The sequence below is a fragment of the Escherichia sp. UTM R2 genome, from assembly GCF_048593455.1.
GTDB lineage: Bacteria > Pseudomonadota > Gammaproteobacteria > Enterobacterales > Enterobacteriaceae > Escherichia > Escherichia coli.
Window position 1 is genome coordinate 3,383,522 of sequence record NZ_JBFWDY010000002.1, and the last position, 16,117, is coordinate 3,399,638.

The 16,117-nt window shown below is 51.1% G+C and carries 13 protein-coding genes; 6 read left to right on the forward strand and 7 right to left on the reverse strand.

The window, feature by feature from the left end:
* Positions 1–41 precede the first annotated feature (41 nt).
* From ppiD to bolA, 7 genes are all read right to left on the reverse strand, one after another.
* Entirely contained in the window at positions 42–1,913 is a 1,872-nt protein-coding gene (gene ppiD, locus AB4H76_RS17240; protein ID WP_000969372.1) for a peptidylprolyl isomerase, read from the reverse strand.
* A 191-nt stretch (positions 1,914–2,104) separates the two neighbouring features.
* Positions 2,105–2,395 carry a nucleoid-associated protein HU-beta gene (gene hupB / locus AB4H76_RS17245; RefSeq protein WP_254892905.1) on the reverse strand — a complete coding sequence of 97 codons (291 nt, stop codon included), beginning with the start codon at positions 2,393–2,395 and terminating at the stop codon, positions 2,105–2,107.
* Between the two features lie 190 nt (positions 2,396–2,585).
* Entirely contained in the window at positions 2,586–4,940 is a 2,355-nt protein-coding gene (gene lon, locus AB4H76_RS17250) for an endopeptidase La (RefSeq protein WP_001295325.1), read from the reverse strand.
* 187 nt (positions 4,941–5,127) lie between these two features.
* Positions 5,128–6,402: an ATP-dependent protease ATP-binding subunit ClpX gene (gene clpX / locus AB4H76_RS17255; protein ID WP_000130305.1), complete on the reverse strand. Its 1,275-nt coding sequence runs from the start codon at positions 6,400–6,402 to the stop codon at positions 5,128–5,130.
* A gap of 125 nt (positions 6,403–6,527) precedes the next feature.
* A complete protein-coding gene (clpP, locus tag AB4H76_RS17260; protein ID WP_000122253.1) occupies positions 6,528–7,151 on the reverse strand; it encodes an ATP-dependent Clp endopeptidase proteolytic subunit ClpP in 624 nt (207 codons plus the stop codon).
* A 245-nt stretch (positions 7,152–7,396) separates the two neighbouring features.
* Positions 7,397–8,695, reverse strand: coding sequence for a trigger factor (tig, locus tag AB4H76_RS17265; protein ID WP_001198386.1), 1,299 nt, complete (start codon positions 8,693–8,695; stop codon positions 7,397–7,399).
* 343 nt (positions 8,696–9,038) lie between these two features.
* Positions 9,039–9,356 (reverse strand): transcriptional regulator BolA, encoded by a 318-nt coding sequence (bolA, locus tag AB4H76_RS17270; protein ID WP_000973448.1) that lies wholly within the window; start codon positions 9,354–9,356, stop codon positions 9,039–9,041.
* Between the two features lie 304 nt (positions 9,357–9,660).
* Between bolA and AB4H76_RS17275 the strand changes: the two genes are divergently transcribed.
* From AB4H76_RS17275 to AB4H76_RS17300, 6 genes are all read left to right on the forward strand, one after another.
* Positions 9,661–10,239, forward strand: a complete 579-nt coding sequence (locus AB4H76_RS17275) for a lipoprotein (RefSeq protein WP_001295326.1) — start codon at positions 9,661–9,663, stop codon at positions 10,237–10,239.
* A gap of 43 nt (positions 10,240–10,282) precedes the next feature.
* The gene (gene ampG / locus AB4H76_RS17280; RefSeq protein ID WP_077492566.1) at positions 10,283–11,758 is read left to right on the forward strand and encodes a muropeptide MFS transporter AmpG; all 1,476 of its coding nucleotides are present in this window, start codon (positions 10,283–10,285) and stop codon (positions 11,756–11,758) included.
* Between the two features lie 459 nt (positions 11,759–12,217).
* Positions 12,218–13,165, forward strand: a complete 948-nt coding sequence (cyoA, locus tag AB4H76_RS17285) for a cytochrome o ubiquinol oxidase subunit II (RefSeq protein ID WP_001239434.1) — start codon at positions 12,218–12,220, stop codon at positions 13,163–13,165.
* Positions 13,166–13,186: 21 nt separating this feature from the next.
* The gene (gene cyoB / locus AB4H76_RS17290; RefSeq protein ID WP_000467180.1) at positions 13,187–15,178 is read left to right on the forward strand and encodes a cytochrome o ubiquinol oxidase subunit I; all 1,992 of its coding nucleotides are present in this window, start codon (positions 13,187–13,189) and stop codon (positions 15,176–15,178) included.
* A complete protein-coding gene (locus tag AB4H76_RS17295) occupies positions 15,168–15,782 on the forward strand; it encodes a cytochrome o ubiquinol oxidase subunit III (protein WP_000179819.1) in 615 nt (204 codons plus the stop codon). The genes cyoB and AB4H76_RS17295 overlap by 11 nt, the downstream gene beginning before the upstream one ends.
* Positions 15,782–16,111, forward strand: a complete 330-nt coding sequence (locus AB4H76_RS17300) for a cytochrome o ubiquinol oxidase subunit IV (protein ID WP_000019869.1) — start codon at positions 15,782–15,784, stop codon at positions 16,109–16,111. Before AB4H76_RS17295 ends, AB4H76_RS17300 begins: the two co-directional genes overlap by 1 nt.
* Positions 16,112–16,117 lie beyond the last annotated feature (6 nt).

The window sequence follows — 16,117 nt, forward strand, 5'->3', positions numbered from 1 at the left end:
GTTACAGCTGCAACGCATTTTTTTGCGAGGCGGCTTCAGGATTATTGCTGTTCCAGCGCATCGCCAATTTTGATTTTCGCCTCTTTACGCAGGTTACTCATCAGAGCTTCAAAGACGATTTGTGCGTTGTTCTGGGTGATACCCTGCACCATCGCTTTTTTCTGATCTTCCGGCATTGAACCTTGTTTCACTTCATCCAGCGCCAGCAGAACCACATTACCTTGCATATCGGTCGCCATACCGTAGCTCGGTTTGTCTTTCGCTGGCAGTGGCAGTGCAAACGCCGCCTGGCTAATCGGGTCACGACCGGAACGGCTTAAGGTTTTCGGCTCGCCAAATTTCAGACCGGCAGCCTGCATAGCTTCCGCACCTTTGCCGGCTTTCAAATCAACCAGCAGTTTCTCAGCATCCACTTTCGCCTGTTGTTCAGCTTTGTTGTGCTGAACCAGTGCCTTAACTTGTTCCTGAACATCTGCCAACGGTTTCACCGCTTCCGGTTTGTGCTCGCTGATGCGCAGCACGAATGCGCGGTCGCCGTCTACGGTGATGATGTCAGAGTTGATGCCCGGCGCGCCGTTTTCACCTACCAGACCGCCGTTAAAGATAGCGTCGGCAACCGGCTTGAAGTTCAACTCTTCCGGCAGGTTATCTTTGCTGAACCAACCCGTCTGAGTGGCTTTAACGCCGGCAGCTTGCTCTGCACCGGCCAGAGACTCGGTGTCGTTGCTTGCCGCATCGCTCACTTTCTGCTGCAGCGCGTAGTACGCATCGAGGGCTTTTTCGTGTTTCACTTTCGCCGCAATGTCGTCACGTACTTCGTCTAACGATTTCACTTTCGCTGGCTGAATGTCGTCCAGACGTACAATCAGGAAACCGACCGAAGATTTGATGACACCAGACAGTTGGCCTTTTTCTTTCAGACCAGCATTTTTCAGTTCGTCCGGGATAGTGGCATCTTCTAACCAACCCATATCGCCGCCGTTACGAGCAGAGATAATATCGGCAGATTTTTCTTTGGCTAATGCAGCAAAATCACCGCCTTTATTCAGCTCATCAAGTACCGCTTTCGCTTCATCTTCAGTTTTGGTCTGGATGATGCTGTAGCGGGTACGCTGCGGCTGGGTGAATTGATCCTGATGCTGGTCGTAGTAGCTCTGGATATCCGCATCGCTAACCGGTTGCTGCATCGTTGCGGCATCCAGCTTGATGTAACTCACGCGGAATTGTTCCGGCGTCATGAAATTGTTTTTGTTTTGTTCGTAGTAGCTGGCAATCTCCTGTTCGGTCACAGGCTGCTTCGCCGCCAGCGCGTTAACATCGATAGTCGCCTCACGCACCACGCGTTGTTGCGCGACCAGTGCCGCCAGCTCGTCGGTTTCACCTTTCAGCATAAAATCGGTACCGGCAACGCCGTTAATCAGCTGTTGGGTAGTGAGCTGGTTACGCAGCGCCTGGGCGTACTGATCGGCGGTCATCCCCATCTGGTTGAGGATACCGTTATAGCGGCTGTTATCAAATTTGCCGTCAACCTGGAAGGCTGGGGTCGCGAAAATCGCCTGTTTAACCTGCTCATCGCTGATACCCAGTTTCAGCTCACGTGCGTACTGATCCAGCAGCGCCTCGTCGATCAGACGATTCAGCACCTGTTGACGCAGGGTTTTCATATAGCCTTCGTTCGCTGCCAGCTCGGAGTATTGATCGCCCAGCTGTTGCTGCATGCGATTACGCTCGCTGTTGAAGGCGTTCTCGAATTGCCCACGGCTGATTTCCTGGTCATTCACTTTTGCGGCGTAGTTATTGCCTCCGCCAATCAGGTAACCACTCACGCCGGTCAATATGAACGACACGATAATGATACCGAAAATAATCTTGAGCACGAGACTGTTTGCAGCCGTGCGTAAGCTGTCCATCATGGTGTAACAACACTCCGCTGTAGATGACTGTGTACCTCACGCAACGTATCGATGCGCGCAAAGGCCTATTGTGACAAGAAACGGGGGCAATTGTCAGCCCACAAGACGCAGAAAGTCACCGAATACAAATAAAAAAGGCACATCAGTAGATGCGCCCTTGAACTTCGTCACATCCCCACTGGGGACAACGCTTAGTTTACCGCGTCTTTCAGTGCTTTACCTGCACGGAAGCTCGGTACTTTAGCAGCAGCGATGGTGATCTCTTTACCGGTCTGCGGGTTGCGGCCAGTACGGGCAGCACGCTCTTTAACGGCAAAAGTACCAAAACCTACCAGTGCTACATCATCCCCTTCTTTCAGAGATTCAGTTACGGAAGCAATAATAGCATCTAACGCACGGCCAGCCGCAGCTTTAGAGATATCAGCCCCTGCAGCAATCTTGTCGATCAATTGAGATTTATTCACTCTTCTCTTCCTCTTTATAATTTATATCGCACTTGAATCCTTCAAGGTACGAACGCGCAGCAGTTATATCAGGCCAGCCATCCCCTTACAACACCCCTTAATAAGGGCAAGCCCGATCCGCCATCTAACTTAGCGAGACAAAAAAAGGCTGGCAAGCCCGAATTAGCCTGCCAGCCCTGTTTTTATTAGTGCATTTTGCGCGAGGTCACTATTTTGCAGTCACAACCTGCATACCAGACGGTTCATTTTGCAGCGCCAGAGTCAGAACTTCCTCAATGCGCTTCACAGGATGAATGTCCAGATCGGCAATTACGTTGTCAGGAATCTCTTCCAGATCGCGTTTATTTTCGAACGGAATTAGCACTGTTTTAATCCCGCCGCGATGCGCTGCCAGGAGTTTTTCTTTCAAACCACCGATCGGCAGTACCTGACCACGCAGAGTGATCTCACCGGTCATTGCCACATCGGCACGAACCGGGTTACCGGTCAGGCAAGAAACCAGCGCGGTGCACATAGCAATACCGGCACTCGGACCATCTTTCGGCGTCGCACCTTCCGGTACGTGGACGTGGATGTCACGTTTTTCGTAAAAATCAGGGTTGATCCCCAGTTTTTCCGCACGCGCACGAACCACCGTTAACGCCGCCTGAATGGACTCCTGCATCACTTCGCCGAGCGAACCGGTATAGGTCAGTTTGCCTTTACCCGGAACACATGCGGTTTCAATGGTCAGCAAGTCACCGCCCACTTCCGTCCACGCCAGACCGGTTACCTGACCGACACGGTTTTCGTTATCAGCGCGACCATAGTCGAAACGCTGAACACCGAGGTAGTCATGCAGGTTATCGCCGTTAATTTCGATATGTTTTAATGACTTATCGAGCAGTAACTGCTTAACCGCTTTGCGGCACAGTTTGGAGATTTCACGCTCCAGACCACGCACGCCCGCCTCACGGGTGTAGTAACGAATAATGCCGATAATGGCGCTATCGTCGACGGTCAGCTCACCTTTTTTCAGTGCATTACGTTCAATCTGCTTCGGCAGCAGGTGACGTTTGGCGATGTTCAGTTTTTCATCTTCGGTATAACCGGAGAGGCGAATCACTTCCATACGATCCAGCAGCGGTGCCGGAATGTTCATGGAGTTCGACGTCGCGACAAACATCACGTCGCTGAGATCGTAATCCACTTCCAGGTAGTGGTCGCTGAACGCTACGTTCTGCTCTGGATCCAGCACTTCAAGCAGTGCGGAGGCCGGATCGCCACGCATGTCAGAAGACATTTTGTCGATCTCATCGAGCAGGAACAGCGGATTTTTCACGCCCACTTTCGCCATTTTCTGGATCAGTTTACCCGGCATAGAACCGATGTAAGTACGGCGGTGACCACGGATTTCCGCTTCATCACGCACGCCGCCCAGCGCCATACGGACATATTTACGCCCGGTGGCTTTGGCAATAGACTGACCAAGAGAGGTTTTACCTACCCCCGGCGGCCCTACCAGGCAGAGGATCGGTCCCTTGATTTTGTTGACACGGCTTTGAACCGCAAGGTACTCAAGGATTCGATCTTTCACGCGCTCCAGACCATAATGGTCGGTATCAAGGATTTCCTGCGCCTGACGCAGGTCTTTTTTGACCTTGCTACGCGCATTCCACGGCACCTGTACCATCCAGTCGATATAACCACGCACTACGGTCGCTTCTGCCGACATCGGAGACATCATTTTCAGCTTCTGCAACTCTGCTTCCGCTTTCTCTTTTGCCTCTTTCGGCATCTTCGCCGCGTCGATTTTGCGCTTCAGGGCTTCGTTTTCGTCCGGCGCGTCGTCCATTTCACCGAGTTCTTTCTGAATAGCTTTCATTTGCTCGTTCAGATAGTACTCACGCTGGGATTTCTCCATCTGCTTTTTAACGCGGTTGCGAATGCGTTTCTCAACCTGCAGCAGATCGATTTCCGATTCCATCATTGCCATCAGATATTCCAGACGTTCGTTAACGTCGGACATCTCCAGAACGGACTGTTTGTCAGCCAGTTTCAGCGGCATATGTGCAGCAATGGTATCCGCCAGACGCGCCGGATCGTCGATGCTATTCAACGACGTCAGCACTTCTGGTGGGATTTTTTTGTTCAGCTTGATGTAGCCTTCGAACTGGCTGATTGCAGTACGCACCAGCACTTCCTGTTCCCGCTCATCAATGGTCGGCGACTCCAGATACTCCGCCTTCGCAGAAAAGTGTTCGCCATTGTCAGAGAGCGCAGAAATACGCGCGCGCTGTAACCCCTCGACCAGCACTTTGACGGTGCCGTCAGGCAGTTTCAGCATCTGCAATATAGAGGCCACGGTCCCGACGGTGAAAAGATCGTTTACACCCGGCTCATCCGTTGAAGCTTCTTTCTGCGCGACCAGCATAATTTTTTTATCATGGTCCATCGCCGCTTCCAGACAACGGATAGATTTTTCCCGCCCGACAAATAAGGGGATGACCATGTGCGGATAAACCACCACATCGCGCAGCGGCAATACGGGGATTTCAATGCGTTCAGAACGCTCAGGATTCATAGAGCTCTCTCTTAGTTTAATTTCCGCCAGGTAATCAGATGACACGACTGTGCTTCACGCCATCTATTAACATGTACGTCAGTATATGGGGATGTTTCCCCCACATTCAACGCCGAGAATAGAGGAAAAATTAAAGGGGAGATAAAATCCCCCCTTTTTGGTTAACTAATTGTATGGGAATGGTTAATTATTCACCGGATGCCTGTTGCGCTTCCGGCTTGCCATAAATCAGCAACGGTTTGCTTTGACCATCAATTACCGACTCGTCGATAACCACTTTTTCGACGTCTTCCATGGACGGCAGATCGTACATGGTATCGAGCAGTGCGGCTTCTACGATGGAACGCAGGCCACGGGCACCGGTTTTACGCGCCATCGCTTTCTTAGCGATAGCATCCAGCGCCTCGTCACGGAATTCCAGATCCACGCCTTCCAGATTAAACAGCGCCTGATACTGCTTGGTCAGGGCGTTTTTTGGCTCTTTGAGGATCTGAATCAGAGCTTCTTCGCTCAGTTCATTCAACGTTGCGACAACCGGCAGACGACCAATGAACTCAGGGATCAGACCAAACTTGATCAGATCTTCCGGTTCAACCTGCGCCAGCAGCTCGCCTTCGCTTGCTTTGTCGGACTTCGCTTTTACCGTCGCGCCAAAACCAATGCCGGAGCCGGTTTCTACACGGTGGGAAATCACTTTATCCAGACCGGCAAACGCACCGCCACAAATAAACAGGATCTTAGAGGTATCAACCTGCAAGAATTCCTGCTGCGGATGTTTACGCCCACCTTGCGGTGGAACAGCAGCTACCGTACCTTCGATCAGTTTCAACAGTGCCTGCTGTACGCCTTCACCGGAAACGTCTCGGGTAATGGACGGGTTGTCTGACTTACGAGAAATCTTGTCGATTTCATCGATGTAGACAATACCACGCTGTGCTTTCTGGACATCGTAGTCGCATTTCTGCAACAGCTTCTGAATGATGTTTTCAACGTCTTCACCCACATAACCGGCTTCGGTCAGTGTAGTCGCGTCGGCCATGGTGAACGGAACATCCAGCAGGCGCGCCAGCGTTTCAGCCAGCAGCGTTTTACCGGAACCGGTCGGACCGATCAGCAGAATGTTACTTTTGCCCAACTCGACGCCATTGCTGGTATCGCCGTTGCGCAGACGTTTGTAATGGTTGTATACCGCGACCGCCAGCACTTTTTTCGCCTGTTCCTGGCCGATAACGTAATCGTCCAGGTGGTTGCGAATTTCATGCGGCGTCGGTAGCGCACTGCGTTCACGATGCGGTGCAACTTCTTTAATCTCTTCGCGAATGATGTCGTTACATAAATCAACACATTCGTCGCAGATATACACGGATGGACCGGCAATCAGCTTGCGCACTTCATGCTGGCTTTTGCCGCAAAAAGAGCAATACAGCAATTTGCCTGAGCCATCTTTGCGTTTATCTGTCATGGGTCAAAACCTCTTCTTTGTTCTTTGTGCCGCACACGACGACGCAAATGCCATTCTCAGGCGCAAGCCGCTTACAGCGTTGTGCCGCCCTGGATAAGTATAGCGGCACAGTTGCGCCTCTGGCATCAATTACGATGGGTCAGAATCGAATCGACCAGACCGTATTCCACCGCTTCAGGGGCGGAAAGGAAGCGATCGCGCTCGGTATCACGTTCAATCTGTTCTAATGATTGACCCGTATGAAGCGCCATAAGTTCATTCATGCGCCCTTTAACTTTCAGAATTTCACGGGCATGAATTTCGATATCGGTCGCCTGGCCCTGGTAGCCGCCCAACGGTTGGTGAATCATCACGCGCGAATTCGGCAGGCAAAAACGTTTACCTTTTGCCCCTGCGGTCAGCAAGAAAGCGCCCATCGAGGCCGCCTGGCCCATACAGATGGTGCTGACATCAGGCTTGATAAACTGCATGGTGTCATAGATAGACATCCCGGCAGTGATCACCCCGCCTGGGGAGTTAATGTACAGATAGATATCTTTTTCTGGGTTTTCCGCTTCCAGGAACAGCATCTGCGCCACAATCAGGTTAGCCATGTGGTCTTCAACCTGGCCAGTCAGAAAAATGACGCGTTCCTTAAGTAGACGAGAATAGATATCAAAAGAGCGCTCACCGCGTGAGGTCTGTTCAATGACCATCGGCACCAGCGCCATATGGGGTGCAAAGTTATCTCGTTCGCCGCTGTATGACATTTCCGTCTCCTGGATAAAATTGAAAAAACCTGCTGTACCGATTGTAACCTTATGGACGGATTATCAGCTAGTCCCTGTGTTATGGGTACGGCATCACCATATTTCAAGCATAACAATCTTTTGTTGTTACGCTAACACCGAAAGAGGCTTTTCGCACGGTTCCATGCAAAATTCATGACAAAAAAAAGCCCACCACCTGGCGGTGACGGGCCTTTGTGCGAATTTAGCGCGTTATGCTGCGTAAATTACGCCTGCTGGTTCATCAGCTCGTTGAAAGTGGTTTCTTTTTCAGTCACTTTCGCTTTCGCCAGTACAGCTTCAACAGCCTGTTCTTCCAGAGCAACATTGCGCATGTTGTCCATCAGTTCTTTGTTTTTGCTGTAGAACTCGATAACTTCTTTCGGATCTTCGTACGCAGAAGCCATCTCTTCGATCAGGCCTTTCACGCGCTCTTCGTCAGCTTTCAGCTCGTTGGTGCGGATAACTTCGCCCAGCAGCAGGCCAACAACTACGCGGCGTTTAGCCTGTTCTTCGAACAGTTCGCGCGGCAGTTCCAGAGCTTGTTTTTCGTTGCCACCGAAACGCTGTGCAGCCTGGCGACGCAGAACGTCGATTTCGCTGTCGATCAGCGCAGCCGGTACGTCGATGTCGTTAGCTTTTACCAGACCTTCGATCGCCTGAGACTTAACGCGGTTACGGATGGCGCTCTTCAGCTCGCGCTCCATGTTTTTACGCACTTCAGCGCGCAGACCTTCTACGGAACCATCTTCAACGCCGAAACGTTTGATGAATTCTGCAGTCAGTTCCGGCAGTTCACGCTCTTCAACTTTCTTCAGGTTGATAGCGAATTTCGCTGCTTTACCTTTCAGGTTTTCTGCGTGGTATTCTTCCGGGAAGGTCACGTCGATGGTGAACTCTTCGCCAGCTTTGTGGCCTTTGATACCGTCTTCAAAGCCCGGGATCATACGACCCTGGCCCATCGCCAGTACGAAATCAGACGCTTTACCGCCTTCGAACTCTTCGCCGTCTACAGAACCGGTGAAGTCGATGGTTACGCGGTCTTCTGCTTCAACAGCGCCGTCTTTTTCTTTCCAGGTCGCCTGCTGTTTACGCAGAGTATCCAGCATGCCGTCAACGTCAGCGTCGGTCACTTCAACGATCGGTTTTTCAACTTCGATCGCTTCCAGACCCTGCAGTTCAACTTCCGGATAAACTTCAAACTCTACAGAGTAAGTGAAGTCTTCACCCAGCTTGTATTCGCCCGGAACATAAGTCGGTGCGCCAGCCGGATTGATTTTTTCTTTAATGATGGCGTCAATGAAGTTACGGCTCATCAGGTCACCCAGAACGTCCTGGCGTACAGACGCGCCATAACGCTGAGCAACGATATTCATTGGCACTTTGCCTTTGCGGAAGCCGTCAATACGTACTTTTTTCGCAACGTTGACCAGCTCGCTTTTAACAGCGGTCTCGATGCTGTCAGCAGCGATAGTAATCGTTACACGGCGGCCAAGGCCTTGAGTGGTTTCAACTGAAACTTGCATCTTGTTACCTCAAAAAATCACAGTGCTCGGTCAACTCTTACCCCGCAAGCACAGGTTGTTGGCTTCGCGGAACCGGGATGTTCTTATAATCAATCACATTCCCTGTTACCAGAATCATCCCGAAAGCATTCAAATAGGACGCGGCATTATAGCGGCATCACTTTTATGAGTCGAGAACGGTTATTGCGCGCTGTCGCGTATTTTTTCACAATTCCCGGGCAATTTTCGTCTGAATGCTGGGCAAAAAGCGCAAAATCCAGACAAAACAAAACGGCCCGCAGGCCGTTTTTCATAAAATCTTTAGCAACATACTGGAAAAGCGCCGACAGTTGCAAATGCGTTTTTACGCGATGCTTCCTGCTCCACGACAGGGAGGAGAGGCAAAGACGGTGTCCTGCAACCCTTCCCACTCCTTAATAGTGTAAGTATGCAGAGCCAGCGCATGAACGGTAGTAGAGAGTTCCTCCGCTAAAGTACTGTAAATCATTCGATGACGATTCAGAAAACGTTCCCCCGTAAAACGATCGCTGACCAGCACAACTTTAAAATGGCTTTCAGAGCCGGCTGGGACATTGTGACGATAGCTTTCATCCACTACTTCGAGGAATACGGGTTGGAACGCCGCCCTTAATTTTTCTTCTATCCGCTCACGTATCATCATGAAATATCTCCTCCGACAACGCTGAGATGTCATCCATCCCTTTAAATACTAGCCGCTTTTACCGTTTCCATTGCAGCTTAACAACAAATATTTAGGTTTCGTCCTGGTTTTTCCGTCAAGCGTATGAAGTTTACTGATTTAAAGATTGAAACACAGGCCTCGCATCAGCGTTTCTTTTACCAGGGGCGATTATTTCGTCAACATGATGAATTTACATGCCTTACCCACTTCCCCTCGCCGTTGGCAATGTTATGATGGCGGGAATTTTTACCAAACACGCTTAAGAGTCTCTGAGAGCCCGAACATGTTCAAAAAAATCCTCTTCCCGTTAGTTGCTCTGTTTATGCTTGCAGGATGCGCAAAACCGCCAACAACTATTGAAGTTTCCCCGACGATTACACTGCCACAGCAGGATCCAAGCCTGATGGGCGTCACCGTAAGCATTAATGGTGCCGATCAGCGTACCGATCAGGCGCTGGCAAAAGTCACCCGCGATAATCAAATCGTTACCCTGACCGCCTCCCGCGATCTGCGTTTCCTGCTGCAAGAAGTGCTGGAAAAACAGATGACCGCGCGTGGTTACATGGTTGGTCCGAATGGCCCGGTTAATCTGCAAATCATCGTTAGCCAACTGTATGCTGACGTGTCCCAGGGCAACGTGCGCTACAACATCGCGACCAAAGCGGATATCGCCATCATCGCTACCGCGCAGAATGGCAACAAAATGACCAAAAACTATCGTGCCAGCTACAACGTTGAAGGTGCGTTCCAGGCCTCCAACAAAAATATCGCCGATGCGGTTAACAGTGTGCTGACCGATACCATCGCTGATATGTCTCAGGACACCAGCATTCACGAATTCATCAAGCAGAACGCGCGTTAATTTCTGCCCTCTGGCCCGGTGCAAGCCGGGCCTGTAGACGCCCATGTCCAGTCAATATTTACGTATTCTTCAACAGCCGCGTTCAGCCATATTGCTGATCCTGGGTTTTGCTTCCGGGCTACCGCTCGCCCTGACATCCGGCACCTTACAGGCCTGGATGACGGTCGAGAATATCGATCTCAAAACCATTGGTTTCTTCTCTCTGGTAGGCCAGGCTTACGTTTTTAAATTCCTCTGGTCACCGCTGATGGACCGCTACACGCCTCCATTTTTTGGGCGGCGGCGCGGTTGGCTGCTCGCCACGCAAATCCTGTTATTAGTCGCCATTGCGGCGATGGGTTTTCTCGAACCAGGCACCCAACTCCGCTGGATGGCGGCGCTGGCGGTGGTGATCGCTTTTTGCTCTGCCTCCCAGGATATTGTCTTCGATGCGTGGAAAACCGATGTGCTCCCGGCAGAAGAACGTGGTGCGGGCGCGGCAATCAGCGTTCTGGGTTACCGTTTAGGGATGCTGGTTTCCGGCGGCCTAGCCCTGTGGCTGGCAGATAAATGGCTGGGCTGGCAGGGCATGTACTGGTTGATGGCGGCGCTGTTGATCCCCTGTATTATCGCGACGTTGCTTGCACCAGAACCAACCGACACCATTCCTGTGCCCAAAACGCTGGAACAAGCGGTTGTTGCACCTCTGCGAGATTTCTTTGGTCGCAATAATGCCTGGCTTATTTTGCTTCTTATCGTGCTGTATAAGCTGGGCGACGCATTCGCCATGAGCCTGACAACCACGTTTTTGATTCGCGGCGTCGGGTTTGATGCGGGTGAAGTAGGCGTGGTAAACAAAACGCTTGGCTTACTGGCGACCATTGTGGGCGCATTGTACGGTGGGATTTTGATGCAGCGCCTGTCACTATTCCGGGCACTGCTGATTTTCGGCATTTTACAAGGTGCGTCTAACGCTGGTTACTGGCTGCTGTCGATTACTGATAAGCATCTCTACAGCATGGGCGCAGCCGTCTTTTTCGAAAACCTCTGTGGCGGGATGGGCACATCAGCCTTTGTCGCGCTGTTAATGACGCTATGTAATAAGTCATTTTCCGCTACTCAATTTGCCCTGCTCTCAGCGCTTTCTGCTGTAGGGCGAGTTTATGTCGGCCCCGTGGCGGGTTGGTTTGTTGAAGCACACGGCTGGTCGACATTCTATCTATTCTCCGTCGCCGCTGCCGTACCGGGGCTTATTTTGCTGCTGGTTTGCCGCCAGACGCTTGAATATACACGAGTAAATGACAACTTTATCTCCCGTACCGAATATCCGGCAGGTTATGCCTTTGCCATGTGGATACTGGCGGCGGGCATCAGCCTGTTGGCCGTGTGGTTACTGCTGTTGACGATGGACGCGCTGGATTTGACGCACTTCTCTTTCCTGCCTGCTCTGCTGGAAGTCGGGGTTTTAGTCGCCCTTTCTGGCGTCGTGCTTGGTGGTTTGCTGGATTATCTGGCGCTACGAAAAACGCATCTGACGTAATCTGTAAATATTATTTAGCTGTAGTAATCACTCGCCGTAATTATTACGGCTAAATAAACATCAGCATCGCTTATTAATATTTGTTCTTTTATGCGGCTTAGCGTTTGGAAATTATTGGCGCCATTTATAAATTCTATTTTTCTTACACGATTCAGCTAATGAGTCTTTATTTTCTCATCACCCAGTTGTCACTCTAATGATAATTATTTGTTAAATAATTGTTTTATTTCACATTGGTTATACCAATTGCCCGCCCAGACTCCTTCAGCACTCCCCTTTTGTTATAACGCCCTTTTGCAACAGCTTCTTAAAATCAACCTGATATGTTTTGCAACATATGTGACCTGGCAGCCAAATCCAAGTAACAGGAATTTAATCATATTTACAGCAATGTAACCTTCCCGTAAAATGCCCACACACTTTAAACGCCACCAGATCCCGTGGAATTGAGGTCGTTAAATGAGACTCAGGAAATACAATAAAAGTTTGGGATGGTTGTCATTATTTGCAGGCACTGTATTGCTCAGTGGCTGTAATTCTGCGCTGTTAGATCCCAAAGGACAGATTGGTCTGGAGCAACGTTCACTGATACTGACGGCATTTGGCCTGATGTTGATTGTCGTTATTCCCGCAATCTTGATGGCTGTTGGTTTCGCCTGGAAGTACCGTGCGAGCAATAAAGATGCTAAGTACAGCCCGAACTGGTCACACTCCAATAAAGTGGAAGCTGTGGTCTGGACGGTACCTATCTTAATCATCATCTTCCTTGCGGTACTGACCTGGAAAACCACTCACGCTCTTGAGCCTAGCAAGCCGCTGGCACACGACGAGAAGCCCATTACCATCGAAGTGGTTTCCATGGACTGGAAATGGTTCTTCATCTACCCGGAACAGGGCATTGCTACCGTGAATGAAATCGCTTTCCCGGCGAACACTCCGGTGTACTTCAAAGTGACCTCCAACTCCGTGATGAACTCCTTCTTCATTCCGCGTCTGGGTAGCCAGATTTATGCCATGGCCGGTATGCAGACTCGCCTGCATCTGATCGCCAACGAACCCGGCACTTATGACGGTATCTCCGCCAGCTACAGCGGCCCGGGCTTCTCAGGCATGAAGTTCAAAGCTATTGCAACACCGGATCGCGCCGCATTCGACCAATGGGTCGCAAAAGCGAAACAGTCGCCGAACTCCATGTCTGACATGGCAGCGTTCGAAAAACTGGCCGCGCCTAGCGAATACAACCAGGTGGAATATTTCTCCAACGTGAAACCAGACTTGTTTGCCGATGTAATTAACAAGTTTATGGCTCACGGTAAGAGCATGGACATGACCCAGCCAGAAGGTGAGCACAGCGCACACGAAGGTATGGAAGGCATGGACATGAGCCACGCGGAATCCGCCCATTAAAGGGGTTGAGGAAGAATAAAGATGTTCGGAAAATTATCACTTGATGCAGTCCCGTTCCATGAACCTATCGTCATGGTTACGATCGCTGGCATTATTTTGGGAGGTCTGGCGCTCGTTGGCCTGATCACTTACTTCGGTAAGTGGACCTACCTGTGGAAAGAGTGGCTGACCTCCGTCGACCATAAACGCCTCGGTATCATGTATATCATCGTGGCGATTGTGATGTTGCTGCGTGGTTTTGCTGACGCCATTATGATGCGTAGCCAGCAGGCTCTTGCCTCGGCGGGCGAAGCGGGCTTCCTGCCACCTCACCACTACGATCAGATCTTTACCGCGCACGGCGTGATTATGATCTTCTTCGTGGCGATGCCTTTCGTTATCGGTCTGATGAACCTGGTGGTTCCGCTGCAGATTGGCGCGCGTGACGTTGCGTTCCCGTTCCTCAACAACTTAAGCTTCTGGTTTACCGTTGTTGGTGTGATTCTGGTTAACGTTTCTCTCGGCGTGGGCGAATTTGCGCAGACCGGCTGGCTGGCCTATCCACCGCTATCGGGAATAGAGTACAGTCCGGGAGTCGGTGTCGATTACTGGATATGGAGTCTCCAGCTATCCGGTATAGGTACGACGCTTACCGGTATCAACTTCTTCGTTACCATTCTGAAGATGCGCGCACCGGGCATGACCATGTTCAAGATGCCAGTATTTACCTGGGCATCACTGTGCGCGAACGTACTGATTATTGCTTCCTTCCCAATTCTGACGGTTACCGTCGCGTTGTTGACCCTGGATCGCTATCTGGGCACCCATTTCTTTACCAACGATATGGGTGGCAACATGATGATGTACATCAACCTGATTTGGGCCTGGGGCCACCCGGAAGTTTACATCCTGATCCTGCCTGTTTTCGGTGTGTTCTCCGAAATTGCGGCAACCTTCTCGCGTAAACGTCTGTTTGGTTATACCTCTCTGGTATGGGCAACCGTCTGTATCACCGTGCTGTCGTTCATCGTTTGGCTGCACCACTTCTTTACGATGGGTGCGGGCGCGAACGTAAACGCCTTCTTTGGTATCACCACAATGATTATCGCCATCCCGACCGGGGTGAAGATCTTCAACTGGCTGTTCACCATGTATCAGGGCCGCATCGTGTTCCATTCTGCGATGCTGTGGACCATCGGTTTTATCGTCACTTTCTCGGTGGGCGGGATGACTGGCGTGCTGCTGGCAGTACCGGGCGCGGACTTCGTTCTGCATAACAGCCTGTTCCTGATTGCGCACTTCCATAACGTGATCATCGGCGGCGTGGTCTTCGGCTGCTTCGCAGGGATGACCTACTGGTGGCCTAAAGCCTTCGGTTTCAAACTGAATGAAACCTGGGGTAAACGCGCGTTCTGGTTCTGGATCATCGGCTTCTTCGTTGCCTTTATGCCGCTGTATGCGCTGGGCTTCATGGGCATGACCCGTCGTTTGAGCCAGCAGATTGACCCGCAGTTCCACACCATGCTGATGATTGCAGCTAGCGGTGCAGTACTGATTGCGCTGGGTATTCTCTGCCTCGTTATTCAGATGTACGTTTCTATTCGCGACCGCGACCAGAACCGTGACCTGACTGGCGACCCGTGGGGTGGCCGTACGCTGGAGTGGGCAACCTCTTCCCCGCCTCCGTTCTATAACTTTGCCGTTGTGCCGCACGTTCACGAGCGTGATGCATTCTGGGAAATGAAAGAGAAAGGCGAAGCGTATAAAAAGCCTGACCACTATGAAGAAATTCATATGCCGAAAAACAGCGGTGCAGGTATCGTCATTGCAGCTTTCTCCACCATCTTCGGTTTCGCCATGATCTGGCATATCTGGTGGCTGGCGATTGTTGGCTTCGCAGGCATGATCATCACCTGGATCGTGAAAAGCTTCGACGAGGACGTGGATTACTACGTGCCGGTGGCAGAAATCGAAAAACTGGAAAACCAGCATTTCGATGAGATTACTAAGGCAGGGCTGAAAAATGGCAACTGATACTTTGACGCACGCGACTGCCCACGCGCACGAACACGGGCACCACGATGCAGGCGGAACCAAAATCTTCGGATTTTGGATCTACCTGATGAGCGACTGCATTCTGTTCTCAATCTTGTTTGCTACCTATGCCGTTCTGGTGAACGGCACCGCAGGCGGCCCGACAGGTAAGGACATTTTCGAACTGCCGTTCGTTCTGGTTGAAACTTTCTTGCTGTTGTTCAGCTCCATCACCTACGGCATGGCGGCTATCGCCATGTACAAAAACAACAAAAGCCAGGTTATCTCCTGGCTGGCGTTGACCTGGTTGTTTGGTGCCGGATTTATCGGGATGGAAATCTACGAATTCCATCACCTGATTGTTAACGGCATGGGTCCGGATCGCAGCGGCTTCCTGTCAGCGTTCTTTGCGCTGGTCGGCACGCACGGTCTGCACGTCACTTCCGGTCTTATCTGGATGGCGGTGCTGATGGTACAAATCGCTCGTCGCGGCCTGACCAGCACTAACCGTACCCGCATCATGTGCCTGAGCCTGTTCTGGCACTTCCTGGATGTGGTTTGGATCTGTGTGTTCACTGTTGTTTATCTGATGGGGGCGATGTAATGAGTCATTCTACCGATCACAGCGGCGCGTCCCATGGCAGCGTAAAAACCTACATGACAGGCTTTATCCTGTCGATCATTCTGACGGTGATTCCGTTCTGGATGGTGATGACAGGGGCTGCCTCTCCGGCCGTAATTCTGGGAACAATCCTGGCAATGGCAGTGGTACAGGTTCTGGTGCATCTGGTGTGCTTCCTGCACATGAATACCAAATCAGATGAAGGCTGGAACATGACGGCGTTTGTCTTCACCGTGCTAATCATCGCTATCCTGGTTGTAGGCTCCATCTGGATTATGTGGAACCTCAACTACAACATGATGATGCACTAAGAGCGG